Origin of the sequence: Bradyrhizobium sp. 22 (assembly GCF_000482425.1) — a bacterium.
Taxonomy (GTDB): Bacteria; Pseudomonadota; Alphaproteobacteria; order Rhizobiales; family Xanthobacteraceae; genus Bradyrhizobium; species Bradyrhizobium japonicum_B.
In genome coordinates this window covers 3,016,147-3,034,178 of sequence record NZ_KI519399.1, presented here as the reverse complement: position 1 = coordinate 3,034,178, position 18,032 = coordinate 3,016,147, and the positions used below count along the sequence as shown (strand labels likewise).

The following is an 18,032-nucleotide window of genomic DNA, read 5'->3' as shown; positions in this document are numbered from 1 at the left end:
ACCAATGACAAAGAAACCAACCAATGGGCATGCGCCCGCCGGCAACGGCGCGCGACGCCATCTTCGCTCGCAGGAATGGTTCAACAACCCGCATAATCCGGGCATGACCGCGCTCTACATGGAGCGCTATCTCAATTACGGCCTCACCCGCGCCGAGCTGCAGTCCGGCAAGCCGATTATCGGCATCGCCCAGACCGGCAATGACCTCTCTCCCTGCAACCGCCACCATATAGAGCTGGCCCATCGGGTCCGCGAGGGCATCCGCGAGGCCGGCGGCATTGCGATGGAATTCCCGACCCATCCCATTCAGGAGACCGGCAAGCGCCCGACCGCGGCGCTCGACCGCAACCTCGCCTATCTCGGCCTGGTCGAGATCCTCTACGGCTATCCGCTCGACGGCGTCGTGCTCACCACCGGCTGCGACAAGACCACGCCGGCCTGCATGATGGCGGCGGCGACGGTGAACTTGCCCGCGATCGTGCTGTCGGGCGGCCCGATGCTGAACGGCTGGCATGCCGGCGAGCGCACCGGCTCCGGCACCATCGTCTGGAAGTCGCGCGAGCGGCTCGCCGCAGGCGAGATCGACTATGAAGAGTTCATGGAGATCGTGGCCTCCTCCGCGCCCTCGGTCGGCCATTGCAACACCATGGGCACCGCCTCGACCATGAACGGGCTCGCCGAAGCGCTCGGCTTCTCGCTGCCGGGCTGCGCGGCGATTCCCGCCCCCTATCGCGAGCGCGGCCAGATCGCCTACGAGACCGGAAAACGCATCGTCGAGATGGTCTGGGAAGACCTCAAGCCTTCGGACATCCTGACCCGCAAGGCGTTCGAGAACTGCATCGTGATCAATTCGGCGATCGGCGGCTCGACCAACGCGCCGATCCACATCAATGCGCTGGCCCGTCACATCGGCGTCGAGCTCACGATCGAGGACTGGCAGAAAGTCGGCCACGACGTGCCGCTCTTGGTCAACATGCAGCCGGCCGGCTTCTATCTCGGCGAGGAATTCCACCGCGCCGGCGGCGTGCCGGCCGTGGTGCGCGAACTGATGAAGCACAAGCGCATCCACGAGGACGCCGTCACGGTCAACGGCCGCGGCATCGGCGAGAACTGCGCCAATGCGCCAAAGCCCGACAACGACGTGATCTGGGCCTACGACAAGCCGCTGGTGAAGGACGCCGGCTTCCTGGTGCTGAAAGGCAATCTGTTCGATTCCGCGATCATGAAGACATCGGTGATCTCCAAGGAATTCCGCGACCGCTATCTCAGCAACCCGAAGGACCTCAACGCCTTCGAGGGCCGCGCCATCGTGTTCGAGGGCCCGGAGGATTATCACGAGCGGATCGACGATCCCTCGCTCGACATCGACGAGCGCTGCGTGCTGTTCATCCGCGGCACCGGGCCGATCGGCTACCCCGGCGGCGCCGAGGTCGTGAACATGCAACCGCCGGCGGCGCTGATCAAACGCGGCATCCTGTCCCTGCCCTGCATCGGCGACGGCCGCCAGTCCGGCACCTCTGGCTCGCCCTCGATCCTGAACGCCTCGCCGGAAGCCGCCGCCAATGGCGGTCTTGCGATCCTCAAGACCGGCGACAAGGTGCGCATCGACCTCAACAAGGGCAGCGCCAACATCCTGATCTCGGACGAGGAGCTGAAGAAGCGCCACGCCGAGCTGAAGGCCAGCGGCGGCTTCAAGCATCCGCCGAATCAGACGCCGTGGCAGGAGATCTACCGCAACACCGTCGGCCAGCAATCGACCGGCGCCTGCATGGAGCTCGCCACGCGCTATCAGAACGTCGCCGGCACGTTCGGTGTGGCGCGGGATAATCACTAGGAAAGACCGTCAATCCGGGATGCGCCGTTAGGCGCAGGCCCGGAATCCATACTCCCGATCGTGGTTATGGATTCCGGGCTCGCGACTACGTCGCGCCCCGGAATGACGGCACTCATTTAAAGGAGAAGAAAAATGGCAGACCGCCTCAAGGGCAAACGCGCCGTCGTCACGGCTGCAGCCGCCGGCATCGGCCGCGCCTGCGCCATCGCATTCGCGCGTGAAGGCGCAACCGTCATCGCCACCGACATCAACGAGGCTGGCATCGCGAGCCTGACCAAGGAAGGCATCACTGAAGTCGCCAAGCTCGACGTCCGCAACACCGCCGACGTCAATGCCTTTGCCAAGCGTGTCGGCAGGATCGACATCCTGCTCAACGCGGCGGGTTTCGTGCACCACGGCACCATCCTGGACTGCTCGGAGGAGGATTTCGATTTCTCATTCGACCTCAACGTCAAGTCGATGCACCGGACCATCAAGGCGTTCCTGCCCGACATGATCGCCGGCGGTGGCGGCAGCATCGTCAACATCTCGTCCTGCGCGGCCTTGAGGCCGCCGGCCAACCGCTACGTCTACTCCTCGTCGAAGGCGGCGGTGTCGCTGCTGTCGCGCGCGGTGGCACTCGACTTCATCACCAAGGGCATCCGCTGCAACTCGATCTGCCCCGGCACGGTCGAGACGCCCTCGATGCTCGACCGCGCCGCCGCGCAGGGACCGCAGGGCAAGGAGATGTTCATCTCCCGCCAGAAGATGGGCCGGCTCGGCACCGCCGAGGAGATCGCATCCATGGCGGTCTATCTCGGCAGCGACGAGAGCGCCTTCACCACCGGCGTCGACCTCGTCGTCGACGGCGGCTATATGCTCTGACGCCAAGGGCCTGCGGCATGAACAAGATCGATCTCAACGGGCGCATCGCCGTCGTCACCGGCGGCGCGCAGGGCTTTGGCCGCGCCATCACCGAGCGTTTCGTCGCCTCCGGCGCCAAGGTCGCGATCTGGGATTTCGACGCGGCGCTGGCCGAGAAGACCGCAAAGGAGATCGGCGACGGCGTTCGCGTGTTCAAGGTCGACGTCACCGACACCGCAGGCGTCGAGCAGGCGCGCGATGCGACGCTGGCCGCCTTCGGCAAGATCGACATCCTCGTCAACAATGCCGGCATCGCCGGAATCAACAAGCCGGTCTGGGAGACGGATCTGGAGGAATGGCGCAAGGTGCTGCGCATCAACCTCGACGGCCCCTTCATCGTCTGCAAGGCGATCGTGCCCGCAATGCTCGCGCAGAAGTACGGGCGCATCGTCAACATCGCCTCGATCGCCGGCAAGGAAGGCAATCCGAACGCGGCGCATTATTCGGCGTCCAAGGCCGGCCTGATCGCGCTGACGAAGTCGCTCGGCAAGGAGCTCGCGGCGCACGACATCCTCGTCAACGCGGTGACCCCGGCGGCGGCCAAGACTGCGATCTTCGACCAGATGACGCAGCAGCATATCGACTTCATGCTGTCGAAGATCCCCAAGGGGCGCTTTGTGCTGGTGGAAGAGCTGGCCGCGATGGTGAGCTGGCTGGCCTCGGAGGACTGCGCGTTCTCGACCGGCGCGGTGTTCGACATTTCGGGCGGGCGCGCAACCTATTGAGGATATCATGATCCGGGAAGGCGGTTGCCTGTGCGGCGCGGTGCGGTTCAAGGCGGAGGGCGAGCCGCTCAACGTTCGCATCTGCCATTGCCGCATCTGTCAGAAGGCGATGGGCTCGCCCTTCTTCGCCAGGGCGCAGTTCGACCAGCGTGCGCTGACCGTCGACGGCGACACGGAGCGCTACGCCTCCTCGGAGGCCATCGACCGGGTGTTCTGCATGCGCTGCGGCACGCGGCTATTCGCTTGGCGGCGCAACGGCACGCTGGCGGGCGTGTCCCTCTCCGTTTTCGACGATCGCAACGCCTTCGCGCCGACCGAGCACATCTGGGTGGCGGAAAAGCCCGCCTGGCTGAAGCTCGATGACGGTCTGGTGCAACATCCGGGGACGATACCCGCGTAAGCCCGCATGGACGGCGTTGCGACTCCGGGGCCCCCGTCATCAGCAGCGTGGCATTTCTGGACCGGCCACCCTATGTTGCGTCGAAGCGCTGCTGCACCGCCGGTTCGGCTGGTCTGCAAGGCCGCAGGCTAACCGGGATCAACGAGCCGTGAACATTTCCCTCTACGACCTTTCCGTCTGGGTGCTGCCACTGCTGCTCGCCATCACCTTTCATGAGGCTGCGCACGCCTTCGTCGCGGACCGGCTCGGCGACAACACGGCCGCGCAGCTCGGGCGGGTTAGCTTCAATCCTGTCAGGCACATCGATCCGTTCGGCACCCTGATCCTGCCGGCGATGCTGTTGTTCGCGCATTCGCCGTTCCTGTTCGGCTATGCCAAGCCGGTGCCGGTGAACTTCCGCAAGCTGAACAACCCGCGGCTCGACATGGTCTGGGTGGCGCTGGCGGGGCCTGCCACCAACATCCTGCTGGCGCTGGCCGCCGCCTTCGCTTTCCATGCCCTGCCCCTGATGCCGGCGAGCTCGGCGAAATGGGTTGCCGACAACCTCAAGAACGCCCTCATCATCAACGCGATCCTGGCGGTCTTCAACATGATGCCGATCCCGCCGCTCGATGGCGGGCGCGTCGCGGTCGGGCTGTTGCCCCGCCCCCTCGCCTTGCCCCTGGCGCGGCTCGAGCCGTTCGGGATGCTGATCCTGATCGGGCTGTTGATCTTGCTGCCCCTTGCGGGTTCCCAGTTCGGTCTAAATCTTGATGTTATTTCAGCGATACTGCGGACGTTGACCGGGCATGTGATTCAGGCTGTTCTCTTCCTGACCGGCAACGCGTAGTTGACGAACGACACCGAACACAAGCCGAAGGGCCAGAGGCCGACTTGGTCAAAGCTGCCGATATGCTGATCGCGCGACGCGCCGACACCCGTGCCCGCGCCGATTTCGCCACCTGGAAGATGATGGCCAAGCTCAACGGGGCGTCCGCTTTACCCCCGGAGGCCCAGGAATTCCTGGCGAGCTACCAGAACCTGCTGGCGCAGATGAGCGAGGGCGAGGCCACCGAGGCCACCATCGGTGCGATCTACAAGGCCTATTATGCCGAGATGGGCGGCGCGGGAACTGCGCCCGACGTCCGCCCTCGCGCGGCCGAGCCGGCGGCGGACAATGTTACCGCCTTCCGCCGCCCCCCACCCGCGCCGAAGAGGTCCGCTTCCTTCGGGGCGGCGGCATTCGCCGGTCCCCAGAAACGACCGCTTCCGGTGGCGTTGATCTTCGCATGCCTGGTCGTGGTCTATGTCGGGATCCGGCTCTACTGGCGCTGAGCGGTCTTCTTCTTTTTCGCGTCCGGCGGCGTGAAGATGATATCGACGGTCCGCTCGAACCGGTCCTCGGTCAGGCCGGCGGGCGGCTGCGGGATGGGATCGGACTTGCGGACGATCGAGACCGCGGCCGCATCGTAGGCGGCGTCCCCGGACGATTCCACGACATCCACCGACAGCACGTTGCCCTTCCGGTTGATCGCGAAGCTCACCTTGACCTTCTGATTATTGGGATGTTTGCCTTCCGGATTGATCTTGTGCAGCGACAGATGCGCGCTGATCTTGCGGTTCCAGTCGGCAGTCAGCTTCAGGACGTCCTTGCCGATGCCGATGACGGGCGCCAGCGCCTTCTCGGCCTCGCGCGCATCCTCCTCCAGCGTCTGCCGTGCCGTGGCAACCGATTTCGGCGAGGCTTCGGCGGCCGGCGTTTCGACCGCCTGAATCTTCGGATCGTCTTCCGTCGGCTTCTTCGCGTTGTTCTCGGTCACGACGCGGTCGGGATCCTCGACCTCCTGCGGCTGATCCTTCGGAAGCTCCGTCTCCTGGGTCTCGGCCTTCTGCTCGGGAAGCGCCTGCTGCTCCTGCATCGCTTCGCTGTCCGGCCCGGGCGGCAGATCGGTTTCGGGCGCCTTGGGCGATGCCATCTCCACGGCGAACTCGGCACCGTTCGCACCCAGGCCGTCGCCGTCGTCGTCGGCGCGCAGATGCGCCAGCGCGAGCGCAGCACCGCCCAGATGCAGCGCCAGCGCCGCCACGGCGGCCAGGATCCAGAGCTTGCGGGATGGTCTGAGCTCGTCCGACATAGCGGGCCTTCTCAAGGCTGAGCGGCGCCGGCCGCAGGCGCGCCTTCCAGCGCCACCAGCTTCACCCGCGTATAGCCGCCTGAGCGCAACAGCTCCATGACCCCCATCAACTCCCCATACGGTACCGACTTGTCGGCACGCAGGAACACGTACTTATCCTTGCTCATATCCGACAGGCCGTCGAGCGTCCCGATCAGCTCGGCCCGGTGCACCGCGTTTTCTCCGATCGCAAGGGTCAGATCGGGCTTGATGCTGAGATAGGTCGGCTTGTCCGGCTTCTTCTGGGGCGTCGCGCTCGACGTCGGCAAGTCGATCGGCAGATCGACCGTGGAGAGCGGGGCTGCGACCATGAAGATGATCAGCAGCACCAGGATGACATCGATGAACGGCGTGACGTTGATGTCATGCGTTTCCGAGAAGTCGTCGTCGTCATCGTTGTCTGCGAGCGAAACGGCCATGGTCTACTCCGCCGCGCGGGAATGCACGCTGCCGTGGCTGCGGTCGAGATCGCGCGAGAGCAGCCGCCCCGCCGCCCCCGAGGCGCGGCTGACGAGCTCGAGATAGCCCTTCGTCACGCGTGAGAAGTGGTTGTAGATGATGACGGCGGGAATGGCGGCGACGAGGCCGATCGCGGTGGCGAGCAGCGCCTCGGCGATGCCGGGCGCGACGACGGCGAGGTTCGTGGTCTGCGACTTCGAGATGCCGATGAAGCTGTTCATGATGCCCCAGACCGTACCGAACAGGCCGACGAAGGGCGACGTGGAGCCGATGGTCGCGAGCACGCCCATACCGATCCGGATACGGCGCGCCTCGGCGCGCACGATCTCGGAGAAGCTGGAGGCCGCACGCTCCTTGATGCCGGCATCGCTGGACAGGCCGGCCGACATCCGCGCCTCGCGCAGAGCCGCCGCCAGGAAGGACGACAGGACGCCCTGCTTGGCGCCGAGCGCCATCTGCGCTTCGGCAAGGGAGCGCGTCTCGGCGATCTTCTTCAGGGCCGAGCGAAGCCTGGTGGAGGCGACCGACAGCTCGATCGACTTGGCGATGAAGACGGTCCAGGTCATCAGCGATGCGAAGGCGAGCCCGATCATCACCGCCTTCACGATGACGTCGGCCGACATGAACATGACCCAGGGCGACAGCTCCTTCATCGCCGGCGCGACAGCGGAGGTCTCGGACTTTGCGGGCGCCGGAGCGGCGGCCACGGACGGGGCTGCCGGCGCGGTCGCCGTCGAGGCCGCAGGTGCTGAGGGTGGAGCCGCCGGGGCCGGGCTGGCCACGGGCGGCTGAGATGCCTGCTGCGCCGCCGCCGCGGGCGGGGTCTGCGTCTGGGCGGAAACAGGGGTCGCGAGCCAGGCGGCCGTCAGGATGACGGCTGCGGCAAGGCTCGCTTGGAAGGTCATGGTCTTCATACTTCGGCCCAGTAGCGAATGAGGTTGTGATAGATACCCGTCAATTTGACCGTTTCGGGATCGTCACGCCCGAGCCGTTCCACCAGCGCCTGTATCGCGGTGTCGAGGTCGAAGATCATGCTCCGGGCTTGGTCGTCCCGTATCATGCTCTGAAGCCAGAAGAAAGACGCAACCCGCGTTCCCCGCGTCACGGGGGTGACGAGATGCAGGCTGGTCGAGGGATAGAGCACACAATCGCCGGCCGGCAATTTGACTTCGTGCGAGCCGTAGGTGTCCTCGATCACAAGTTCGCCACCATCGTACTCTTCCGGCTCAGCGAGGAACAGCGTCACCGACAGGTCTGTGCGGATGCGCAGGCCGGTCAGACGGTCGCCGCGGATCGCGTTGTCGACATGCAGGCCGAAATGATGGCCGCTGCTCGCCGCATAGCGGTTGAACAGCGGTGGGAAGATCTGAAGCGGAACAGCCGCCGCAATGAAGCGCGGGTTGGACGTCAGCGCCGAGATGATGCGATTGCCGAGCTTGCGCGCGACCTCGCTGTCCGGCGGCAATTGCTCGTTCCGCTTCACCATGGCCGACTGCGCGCCCGCGGTAGAACGCCCGTCCTCCCATTCGCTGGCGTCCATGATGCGGCGGAAGTCCGCCACATCATCCTTGCCGAGAACGCCTGGCAGGCACGTCAACATGATCAGAACTTCGCTGTGGTCACGACGTAGAACGCCCGGCCAGGCGCGACCGCCACGAACGGTACGTTGCTGCGGTAGAACGAGTCGTAATAGAGCTTGTTGGTCAGGTTCTGCGCGTAGAACTTCATGGTCCAGTTCTTGTCGATCTTCTTCTCGACGAACGCATCGAAGCGCCAATAGCTCGGCAGCTCGTTGGTGTTGGCCGCGAACGTGCCGCCATAGACCTTGGAACGGTACACCGCCTGGCCGCCAAGCTCCCAGCCGTCGTCGAACTTGTACTTGGTCAGCATGCTGAACGACTGGTGGGCAATGTTGGCCAGTTGCAGCCCGAGATTCGAAGCAACGCCGCTCTGCGTGACCTTGGACTGCATCAGCACCAGGCCGCCGAAGATGCTCCAGCGATCGGTGATCTTGCCCTCGGCTTCGATGTCGATGCCCTGGATCCTGTAGGCAGCGCCCGAGGTCAGCAGACCGTTGACGGTCTCGCGCGCGTTGTCCTTGGTGGTCTGGAACAGCGCACCGGTGACCAGCAGGTGGCGATCGGCAAGCTCCCATTTGGTGCCGAGCTCGATCGCCTTGTTGCGCTCGGGCCCGAGCAAGATAGTCGAGTTGGCGGGAACGCCGCCGTACTCGGTGCCGGTCGCGTCGAGCTCCGAGCCGAACGGATTGGCCGAGGTCGCGTAGGCACCATAGATGCTGCCGATCGACATCGGCTTGTAGACCAGGCCGACGTTGTAGTTCACCAGATCGGAGCTCTGCTTCACATATTGCGGACCATTGTTCGACGCGCTCTGGCTGTAGCCGTCATAGCGCACGCCGCCGTTGACGATGACCGTGTCCTGCCAGTTCGCGGTGTCCATGACATACACGCTGGTCGTGTTGACGCCATAGCGCGTCGGATTGCCCATCAGCGACGGTATGCCGAACGGAATGTAGGTGTATTGCGGCGCGTAGAGATTGACGCCGGTCACGGCACCGTTGCTCGTGAAGGCGGAGCCGGACAGTTCCGATGCCAGTCCTGCATAGCGATCGATCGAAATGTTCTCGTTCGAATATTCGACACCGAACACCGCCGTATGCTTGATCCCGCCGGTGTCGAGCTTGAACGTGGCCTCGTTCTGATTGGCCCACACGTCCACGTTCTGGTAGCGGCTCTGCGCGCTCGCCGTCGTGGTCCAGAGCAGCGGATTGGGACTAGTGGTATTCGGATTCTGCGGAAGCGTGCCGATATAGTTGAGCAGCGAGTGCTCGCCGCGCACCTTGCTGGTGAGCGTAATGGCCTCGTTGACCTTGTATTCGATGGTGCCGGTGCCGAAATCCTGCCGCGCCGTCTGGAAGTCGCGGTTGAGGAAGCCGTACCAGTTTTGACGCGGAATGCCGGCCGAGGTCACCGGCACGTTGCCCTGCTTGTAGTAAGGCACGCCGAAATCCGGATAACCGCTGAGGTCGGTGTGGACGTAGTTCGTCGTGATCTTGATATCGTTGGTCGGCGTGTACTTGGTCGAGATGAAGCTGCCCCAGCGATTGTCGGTCACGTGGTCGCGGCCGGCGACGTTGGCGTCCTGGAACAGACCGCCGGCACGAACCGAGAAGGTCGGGTCGATGACCTGGTTGACGTCGAGCGTGACGCGCTTGGTCATGTCGGTGCCGAATTCGGAGTCCACGCGCTGGAAGTTGCGATTGCCGGCCTGCTTGGTGACGATGTTGATGGCGCCGCCGGCGGTGCCGCGGCCGGCGTAGGACGATGCCGGCCCGCGCAGGATCTCGATCTGCTCGGTGAAGAAGTTCTCGCGAATGGACACAGCGGGATCGCGGATGCCGTCGATGAAGACGTCGTTGCGCGCGTCGAAGCCGCGGATGAAGAAGCGGTCCCCGAACGCGTTGCCGCCCTCACCCGAGCCCAGCGTCACGCCCGCGGTCGAGCGGCCGATCTCCTTCAGGGTCGTGGCGTTCTTGTCCTCCAGCACTTCCTTGCTGAGCACCGTGATGGATTTCGGCGTATTCAGCATCTTCTCGGGAAACTTGCCCGAGGCTTGGACGTGGTCGACCTTGTAGGGTGCGGCCGGATCGGCATAGGGATTGCCGTCGGGAGCGCCTGACGGCGTCGTCGGCGCCGTCTGTTGCGCCGCCTGCTCGCGTTGCGCGGCGCGGCGAATCGCGTTGCGGGCGCGGACCTGCTCCGGCGAGGGCTTCGATGCCGTCGGACGCGGCCGCTCGATCGGTGCGTCGACGGTCACCGGCGGCAGGTTCGACTGCTGCGCCTGCGCGCCGCTCGACACCGATGCCGCTGCGATCAAGCTCGCAACCGCTGAAACCTTCTTACCGGAAACGCCCGCGAATTTCTCATCCACCAGATCGAATGCTGCGACCGAACGCAACGACTTCGGTGCGACCACCTGCCCCATTACCAAACGCCCCATCTTCCTGTTCGCTCATTCTCTTCGGCGAACAACGAGTGTTGGTATCGGCCGCAAAATAGCGGGTCAATGCGAGCACCTCGCAAGAACCCTTGAATCGATCCAGATCAAAACAATTCTAAACTACAGTTTGAAACCGTTCTAAATTGCGATTGGACTCGTTCTAAGAAACGCGCCGCTCGCCGCGCAATCGCAGCCTCCCTCATCAATCGCTGCTTGGCGGCTTCATCAGTGAAAACAATTCGTCGACGGTTTTCTGCGCGACGGCTCGCACCCGATCGGTGCTGTCCATGCCCGCGATGTTGATACCGTTCACCACCGCTTTGATCTCGTCGCGGAAGTCGGTGAGGAAGCGCAAGGGATCGCGCTGCTCGTTGGCCACCCGCGCGATCAATCCCGTGATCAGAATTTGACACGCGATCAGCTTGCCGTTCAATTCATCCATGCTGCGCTCCATTGGTGGCGGCGCCGATATGAATGATGCCGAAATTGCTGACAACCGGAACGGCGTCCGCGCGATTTAGAACCGTTCTTGTCGGTCGCGCGAGCGGGGTCGGCTGCGCCGTCGGCTCGAGCAGACCGTCTGCGGGTATCATCCAAGAGGCATCGTCCAAGACTTGTCGCCGATCGACCCGCCCGCGAAAATGCAGCGCTGCACAGTGCCGCGCCAGAGCACTGCCCACACGGTGCAAAGCTTTCCAATTGTTTAGGATTATCAACGGATAGTGCTGTTTACACTGGAACTTGGCGTGTATTATACAACGCGCTGGAACCCTGCGATTGCCCTGTCATTCTCAGCTGAGGGCATACGAGCCGACACGAGACGACATGAAAAAGTCCCGGCCGATCCTCTGGCTTCTGATCATCGCGACCGTGGCCTCCGCGGGTTACTATGGTTGGCAGAAATTCGGACCTGGAGCCGGAAAAACCCAGACCGCCCAGAAGGGTCCACCGCGACCGCCCCCCGTCCCCGTCAGCGTTGCGCCGGTCCAGAAGATCGACTTCCCGGTGTACCTGACCGGTCTCGGCACGGTTCAGGGTTTCAACACCGTCCAAGTCCGCAGCCGGGTGGACGGGCAGATCGACAAGCTCACCTTCAAGGAAGGCCAGATCGTCCAGCAGGGCGAGCTTCTGGTCTCGATTGATCCCCGTCCCTATCAGGCCACGCTCGACCAGGCCAAGGCCAAGAAGGCGCAGGATGAGGCGAGCCTCGCCAACGCCAATCTCGAGCTTCAGCGCGCCATGAAGCTCGGCGAATTCGCGACCGCGCAGCGGGTCGACACCCAGCGCTCGACCGTGGCCCAGCTCACCGCCCAGATCGCCGCCGACGAAGCCGCGATCGCCAACGCCCAGACCCAGCTCGACTACACCCAGGTCAAGGCACCGATTACCGGCGTCGCCGGCCTGCGCCAAGTCGACGTCGGCAACATCGTCAACGCCTCGACGCAGACGGGCATCGTCACGATCTCGCAGGTCGAGCCGATCTCCGTGATCTTCACCGCGCCGGAAGACCAGCTCCCCTACATCAGCGAAGGCCAGAAGAGCGGCCCGCTCAAGGTGATCGCTTTCACCACCGACGGCAAGAAGACGCTGGCCGAGGGCAAGCTCGCAGTCATCAACAACCAGGTCGACACCAGCAGCGGGACGATCCGGCTCAAGGCCGTGTTCGAGAACAAGGACCACGCGCTGTGGCCGGGCCAATCGGTCTCGACGCGGCTTCTGGTGCGGACGCTGAAGGATGCGACCGTGGTTCCGGACGACGCGGTCCAACACTCCACCAACGGCCTCTACGCCTACACCGTCAATCAGGACAACAAGGCCGAGCTGCACAAGGTCAAGGTCAGCTATGCCATCGACGGACATTCGGTGATCGAAGAAGGCTTGAGCCCGGGGCAGCAGGTGATCACCGGCGGCCAGTTCAAGGTGCAGCCCGGAAGCCTGGTCTCGACGGCGGTGGCGAGTTCGAACCCGACCCAGAACAAGGTGCGACAGGAATGACCGAGGGCGGGATTTCGGCACCTTTCATCCGTTATCCCATTGGCACCTCGCTGCTGATGGCCGGCATCCTCTTTGTCGGTCTCGTCGCCTATCCCCTGCTTCCGGTCGCACCGCTGCCTCAGGTCGACTTTCCGACCATCCAGATCACCGCCAATTTGCCGGGCGGCAGCCCCGAGACGATGGCCTCGTCCGTGGCCCAGCCGCTGGAGCGCCAGTTCGCCCAGATCCCCGGCATCGCCCAGATGACCTCGACGAGCTATCTCGGCACCGCGTCGATCACCATCCAGTTCGACCTCAACCGCAGCATCGACGGCGCCGCCAACGACGTGCAGGGCGCCATCAACGCCGCCAGCGGCCAGTTGCCGAAGAACCTGCCCTCGCCGCCGACCTACCGCAAGGTCAACCCGGCCGACGCGCCGATCCTGTTGCTGTCGGCGACATCGGATACGCTGCCTCTGACCAGCGTCAGCGACGCGGTCGATGCCCAGCTCGCCCAGCAGATCAGTCAGCTGTCGGGCGTGGCGCAGGTCTTCATCGGCGGCCAGCAGAAACCCTCCATCCGAATCCAGGTCGACCCCGCCAAGCTGGTTGCCAAGGGTCTGTCGATGGAGGACGTCCGCAGCCAGATCGCGATCACCACCGTCGACAGTCCCAAGGGCAATATCGACGGCGAGAAGCGCGCCTACACGATCTACGCCAACGACCAACTCACGCAGGCGAAGGACTGGAACGACGTCATCATCGCCTATCGCAACGGCGGTCCCTTGCGAATCCGCGACGTCGGCCGGGCGGTCAGTGCCGCCGAAGATGCCAAGCAGGCGGCCTGGGCCAACGGCAAGCGCGGCGTGTTCCTGGTGATCTTCAAGCAGCCCGGCGCCAACGTCATCGAGACCGTCGACCGGATCAAGGCGACCTTGCCGCGCCTGGTGGCGGCGATCCCGCCCGCAATCAAGATCGAGCTCATCAGCGACCGTACCACGACCATCCGCGCGGCGGTCGAGGACGTCCAGTTCACGCTGCTGCTGACCATCGCCCTCGTGGTCATGGTGATCTTCATCTTCCTGCGCAGCTTCTGGGCGACGGTCATTCCTACCGTCACGGTTCCGCTGGCGCTGCTGGGCGCGTGCGCTTTGATGTGGCCGGTCGGCTATTCGCTCGACAATCTGTCGCTGATGGCGCTCACCATCGCGGTCGGTTTCGTGGTCGACGACGCCATCGTCATGCTCGAGAACATCACCCGCTACATCGAGGAAGGCGACTCGCCGATGGAGGCCGCCTTCAAGGGCTCCAAGGAGATCGGCTTCACCATCGTCTCGATCAGCATCTCGCTGGTGGCGGTGCTGATCCCGCTGCTGTTGATGGGCGGCATCATCGGCCGCCTGTTCCGCGAATTCGCCGTCGTGCTGGCGATGACCATCTTCGTCTCGATGTTCGTGTCGCTGACCCTGACGCCGATGATGGCCTCGCGCTTCCTGCGTGCCCATGGCGAGGTGCAGCACGGCCGCTTCTATCAATGGAGCGAGCGCGCCTTCGACGCGATGCTGCGCGGCTACGAATACGTCCTCGATCACGCCCTCGCCTGGCGGCGCACCACGCTTGCGATTTTCTTCGCCACGCTCGGACTGTCGATCTACCTGTTCGTCCTGATCCCGAAGGGCTTCTTCCCGCAGCAGGACGTCGGCCTGATCACCGCCACCTCGGAAGCCTCGCAGGACATCTCGTTCAAGGAGATGACCCGGCGCCAGGAGCAGCTCGGCAAGATCATCCTGGCCGATCCCGACGTCGCCAGCGTCGCCATGTCGATCGGCGGCAGCGGCCGTGCCGGCAACAACGGCAATATCTTCATCACGCTGAAGCCCCGCGACCAGCGCGAGGCCTCGGCGCAGCAGATCATCGCGCGACTGCGTCCCCAGTTCGACAAGGTCGAGGGCGCCCGCCTCTACATGCAGGCGGCCCAGGACGTGCGGCTCGGCGGCCGGCCGACGCGTACGCAGTTCGAATTCACGCTGCAGGACGCCAATCTGGAAGAGCTCAACGAATGGGCGCCCAAGATCCTCGCCAAGATGCAGACGCTGCCGGAGCTGCGCGACGTTGCGACCGACCAGCAGACGCAGGGCACCACCGTCCAGCTCAAGATCAACCGCGATACCGCCTCACGTTACGGCATCCAGCCGCAGCTGATCGACGACACGCTGTATGACGCCTTCGGACAGCGGCAGGTCACGCAATATTTCACCCAGCTCAACACCTACAAGGTGATCCTGGAGATCCTGCCGGAGATGCAGGGCAATCTCGACAGCCTCAACAAGCTTTATCTCAAATCGCCGCTGACCGGCGACCAGGTGCCGCTGTCGACATTCGCGACCTGGACCACCGATCCGGTCCGTCCGCTCTCGATCAGCCATCAGGGCCAGTTCCCGTCGATCACCATCAGCTTCAACCTCGCGCAAGGCGTCGCGCTCGGCCAAGCGACCGAGGCGGTGCAGAAGGCGATGACCGATCTCGGCGCGCCGCCGACGCTCAATTCGAGCTTCCAGGGCACTGCGCAGGCGTTCCAGCAGTCGCTCGGCACCGTGCCGCTCTTGATCCTCGCCGCGCTCGTCGTGGTCTACCTGGTCCTCGGCATCCTCTACGAGAGCTACATCCATCCGATCACGATTCTGTCGACGCTGCCCTCAGCCGGTGTCGGCGCGCTCGCGATCCTGATGGCGGCCGGCTTCGACTTCAGCCTGATTGCGTTGATCGGCATCATCCTGCTGATCGGCATCGTGAAGAAGAACGGCATCATGATGGTCGATTTCGCGATCGCAGCCGAACGCGACGAGCACAAGACGCCGGAGGAATCGATCCGCCAGGCCGCGCTGCTGCGCTTCCGCCCCATCATGATGACGACGATGGCCGCGCTGCTCGGCGGCGTGCCTCTGATGCTCGGCCACGGCACCGGCGCCGAGATCCGCCAGCCGCTCGGCTACGCCATGGTCGGCGGCCTGATCGTCAGCCAGGCGCTGACGCTGTTCACCACGCCCGTGGTCTATCTCTATCTCGACGAGCTCAACAACTGGTTCTCGACCTGGGGCCGTTCGGGTGACGACGAAGGCGACGAGGCACCCGCGCCCGGCACGGTCAAGGAAGCCGCCGAGTAAGCTTGCGCCGCGGCCGCCACGACGCTACAGCGAGGCCCTCGGTTAACGCCAACGTGGTTTCGCCATGCCCATGCAATCCAGACTTGCCGCTCTCGCCGCCGCTATCCTGTTGTCGACGGCCGCCGCGCAGGCCCAGCAGAGCGCGAAGAAGAACGCAGCGCCTGCCCCGGCCGCGCAGCCCACGCCCGCGCCGACGCAAGCACAGGCTGACGGTGCTCCCGGGCAGCCCGGCTGGATCGTCCGTTGCACCAGCGCCAGCCGCGAGGCCCCGCTCGAATGCGCGATGGAGCAGAACGCGGTGCTGACCAAGACCGGCCAGACCGTCGTCCTGATCAACATCCGCATCGCGCCCGACACCCGCACGCCGATCGCGCTGCTGCAATTGCCGCTGGGCCTCAACCTTCCCGTCGGCGCCAAGCTCCAGGTCGACGAAGGCAAGACCTTCGACCTGCAGATCCAGACCTGCGAGAACCGCGGCTGCTACGCCTCGACCCCGATCGCAGCGGACCTGCTCGCCGCTTTGAGGGCCGGCAAGCAGTTGAAGGTCTCGTTCCAGAACATGGCCAAGGAGACGATCGCGATCCCGATGCCGCTGGGCGATTTCGCGGCCGCCTACGACAAGATCAAGTAGCTCGCCTCTCGTCAGCCGATCACGTCGCTTGCCCGCAGCAGGGTGTTGAAGCCGCCATAGATCATGCGCTTGCCGTCGAACGGCATCCCCTCCATCTTCAGCCGCGGGTCAGCCATCACCTTCTTGTTGATGGCATCGCGGCTCTCGCGGTCCCGATAGACGATCCAGGCGAACACCACGATCTCGTCCTCCTTCGCGATCACGGCACGCGGGAACGAGGTGAGCTCGCCATAGGGAACGTCGTCACCGATGCATTCGACATAATCGAGCGCACCGTGCTCCATCCAGATCGTGCAGGCGGTCGTCGCCAGCGTCTTGTAGGCCTCGAGCTTGTCCTTCGGCACGGCCAGAACGAAACCATCGACATAGGGCATCACAGATCTCCTTGGGTTGTATGGCCCAAGGACGATGGAGCGCGGCGCGATCCGACGTCGAGATGCGATTTCAGGATGAGGCAAACCGTCGCGAGCGGCGGAGCGGCCAATGGCGCGAACGTCCCCGACGCTCTACACGGGGAGCTGGACTCTGAAAAGCGCCCGGAACTGGCTGGGGAACCTGGATTCGAACCAAGACAAACAGAGTCAGAGTCTGTTGTGCTACCGTTACACCATTCCCCAACGGAATAGTCGAACAAATTCAATGACTTGCTGATTTGTTCGACTGTCGCCGGCAGCGCGTTTGGCGCAAATCACGGCTCAGGCGTGGCAGGGTTCTACCCGCTCGTCCCCGGGCTGGCAAGCGCTGCGGTGGATGGATCATTCCTACTCCAGCTTGATGTTTGCGGCCTCAATCACCTTCTTCCATCGCGCCGTCTCGGCGGCGATGTAGGCCGCGAAGGGCTCGGAATCCACGGCGACCGCGGTGGCGCCGAGCTCGGCCAATTTCTGCACCGTCTCCGGCTGCTGCATGAAGGCGCGAATCTCTGCGGAGAGCTTCTCGACGATCGGCTTCGGCGTTCCGGCAGGAACGAAGAAGCCGTGCCAGGCCACCGCCTCGAAGCCGGGCAGGAATTCGGCAACGGCCGGGGCCTGCGGGTCGAAGTCGGCGCGCTTGGGCGTTGCGGTCGCGAGCAGCGCGAGCTGGCCGGTTTTCACCTGCGGCAGCAGCAGCGGCACGTTGTCGAAGGCGAGGTCGATCTGTCCGCTCAGCAGGTCCGTCAGCATCTGGCTCGAGCCCTTGTAGGGCACGTGCACCATCTTGGTGCCGGTCATCTGCTGGAACAGCTCGCCGGCAAGATGCTGCGAGGTGCCGACACCGGCCGAGCCGAACGAGATCTTGTCCGGATTCGCCTTCAGATAGGCGATCAGCTCCGGCACGGTGCGCGCCTTGATCTTGTTGGGATTGACGACGAGCACGTTGGGCACGACGCTGATCTGCGCGACCGGCACCAGATCCCTGTCCGGCTGGTAGCTGAGCTTGGGCCCGTAGAGCGACGGGTTGATCGCAAGCGCGGACGTGCTGACAACGCCGAGCGTGATGCCGTCCGGCGCCGACTTCGCCAGCCGCGTCACACCGAGGATCGAGCCGGCACCACCGACATTCTCGACCACGAAAGGCTTGCCAAACTTTGCCTGCAAATGGTTGGAGACCATGCGCGCGAAGATGTCCGCCGTGCCGCCGGCGGCGAAGGGAACGATCACCGTCACCTGCTTGGACGGATAAGCCTCCTGCGCTTTCGTCGGCGACATCGCCAGCACCAGTGCCGACACAAGACCAAACCACATCGATCTCATCGAAGTTTCCTCTGCTTTTACTGTGTTGTTGATTGA

Annotated in this window: 17 protein-coding genes and 1 tRNA gene; 9 read left to right on the top strand and 9 right to left on the bottom strand. The window is 64.2% G+C overall.

What is annotated here, in order from left to right; translation table 11 throughout:
• Positions 1-4: 4 nt before the first annotated feature.
• From K410_RS0115620 to K410_RS0115595, 6 genes are all read left to right on the top strand, one after another.
• On the top strand, positions 5-1,834 hold the full coding sequence (locus K410_RS0115620; protein ID WP_028135760.1) for an IlvD/Edd family dehydratase: 1,830 nt from the start codon (positions 5-7) through the stop codon (positions 1,832-1,834).
• Positions 1,835-1,966: 132 nt separating this feature from the next.
• A complete protein-coding gene (locus K410_RS0115615) occupies positions 1,967-2,698 on the top strand; it encodes an SDR family oxidoreductase (RefSeq protein WP_028135759.1) in 732 nt (243 codons plus the stop codon).
• A gap of 17 nt (positions 2,699-2,715) precedes the next feature.
• Entirely contained in the window at positions 2,716-3,462 is a 747-nt protein-coding gene (locus tag K410_RS0115610) for an SDR family NAD(P)-dependent oxidoreductase (protein ID WP_028135758.1), read from the top strand.
• Between the two features lie 7 nt (positions 3,463-3,469).
• Complete coding sequence (locus tag K410_RS0115605) at positions 3,470-3,862, top strand: GFA family protein (RefSeq protein ID WP_028135757.1); 393 nt, start codon at positions 3,470-3,472, stop codon at positions 3,860-3,862.
• 148 nt (positions 3,863-4,010) lie between these two features.
• Positions 4,011-4,691: a site-2 protease family protein gene (locus tag K410_RS0115600; protein WP_028135756.1), complete on the top strand. Its 681-nt coding sequence runs from the start codon at positions 4,011-4,013 to the stop codon at positions 4,689-4,691.
• A 62-nt stretch (positions 4,692-4,753) separates the two neighbouring features.
• Positions 4,754-5,176 carry a hypothetical protein gene (locus tag K410_RS0115595; protein WP_028135755.1) on the top strand — a complete coding sequence of 141 codons (423 nt, stop codon included), beginning with the start codon at positions 4,754-4,756 and terminating at the stop codon, positions 5,174-5,176.
• On the opposite strand, the gene K410_RS0115590 is transcribed toward K410_RS0115595, so the two are convergent.
• From K410_RS0115590 to K410_RS0115565, 6 genes are all read right to left on the bottom strand, one after another.
• Complete coding sequence (locus K410_RS0115590; RefSeq protein ID WP_028135754.1) at positions 5,164-5,976, bottom strand: energy transducer TonB family protein; 813 nt, start codon at positions 5,974-5,976, stop codon at positions 5,164-5,166. The genes K410_RS0115595 and K410_RS0115590 overlap by 13 nt on opposite strands.
• Positions 5,977-5,987: 11 nt before the next feature.
• Complete coding sequence (gene exbD, locus K410_RS0115585) at positions 5,988-6,434, bottom strand: TonB system transport protein ExbD (protein ID WP_028135753.1); 447 nt, start codon at positions 6,432-6,434, stop codon at positions 5,988-5,990.
• A 3-nt stretch (positions 6,435-6,437) separates the two neighbouring features.
• Positions 6,438-7,388 (bottom strand): tonB-system energizer ExbB, encoded by a 951-nt coding sequence (gene exbB, locus K410_RS0115580; protein ID WP_028135752.1) that lies wholly within the window; start codon positions 7,386-7,388, stop codon positions 6,438-6,440.
• A complete protein-coding gene (locus K410_RS0115575) occupies positions 7,385-8,074 on the bottom strand; it encodes a Fe2+-dependent dioxygenase (protein ID WP_028135751.1) in 690 nt (229 codons plus the stop codon). The genes exbB and K410_RS0115575 overlap by 4 nt, the downstream gene beginning before the upstream one ends.
• A 2-nt stretch (positions 8,075-8,076) precedes the next feature.
• Complete coding sequence (locus K410_RS0115570; protein ID WP_028135750.1) at positions 8,077-10,479, bottom strand: TonB-dependent receptor; 2,403 nt, start codon at positions 10,477-10,479, stop codon at positions 8,077-8,079.
• A 217-nt stretch (positions 10,480-10,696) separates the two neighbouring features.
• Positions 10,697-10,936 carry a hypothetical protein gene (locus K410_RS0115565; protein WP_028135749.1) on the bottom strand — a complete coding sequence of 80 codons (240 nt, stop codon included), beginning with the start codon at positions 10,934-10,936 and terminating at the stop codon, positions 10,697-10,699.
• A 383-nt stretch (positions 10,937-11,319) separates the two neighbouring features.
• On the opposite strand from K410_RS0115565, the gene K410_RS0115560 reads away from it, so the two are divergent.
• From K410_RS0115560 to K410_RS0115550, 3 genes are all read left to right on the top strand, one after another.
• A complete protein-coding gene (locus tag K410_RS0115560) occupies positions 11,320-12,489 on the top strand; it encodes an efflux RND transporter periplasmic adaptor subunit (protein WP_028135748.1) in 1,170 nt (389 codons plus the stop codon).
• Entirely contained in the window at positions 12,486-15,632 is a 3,147-nt protein-coding gene (locus K410_RS0115555) for a multidrug efflux RND transporter permease subunit (RefSeq protein WP_028135747.1), read from the top strand. Before K410_RS0115560 ends, K410_RS0115555 begins: the two co-directional genes overlap by 4 nt.
• Positions 15,633-15,696: 64 nt before the next feature.
• The gene (locus tag K410_RS0115550) at positions 15,697-16,263 is read left to right on the top strand and encodes an invasion associated locus B family protein (protein ID WP_028135746.1); all 567 of its coding nucleotides are present in this window, start codon (positions 15,697-15,699) and stop codon (positions 16,261-16,263) included.
• Positions 16,264-16,274: 11 nt separating this feature from the next.
• On the opposite strand, the gene K410_RS0115545 is transcribed toward K410_RS0115550, so the two are convergent.
• From K410_RS0115545 to K410_RS0115535, 3 genes are all read right to left on the bottom strand, one after another.
• Positions 16,275-16,637 carry a DUF1428 domain-containing protein gene (locus K410_RS0115545; RefSeq protein WP_028135745.1) on the bottom strand — a complete coding sequence of 121 codons (363 nt, stop codon included), beginning with the start codon at positions 16,635-16,637 and terminating at the stop codon, positions 16,275-16,277.
• A gap of 169 nt (positions 16,638-16,806) precedes the next feature.
• Positions 16,807-16,880, bottom strand: a tRNA-Gln gene (locus K410_RS0115540).
• A 144-nt stretch (positions 16,881-17,024) separates the two neighbouring features.
• Positions 17,025-17,996, bottom strand: coding sequence for a Bug family tripartite tricarboxylate transporter substrate binding protein (locus K410_RS0115535; RefSeq protein ID WP_028135744.1), 972 nt, complete (start codon positions 17,994-17,996; stop codon positions 17,025-17,027).
• Positions 17,997-18,032 lie beyond the last annotated feature (36 nt).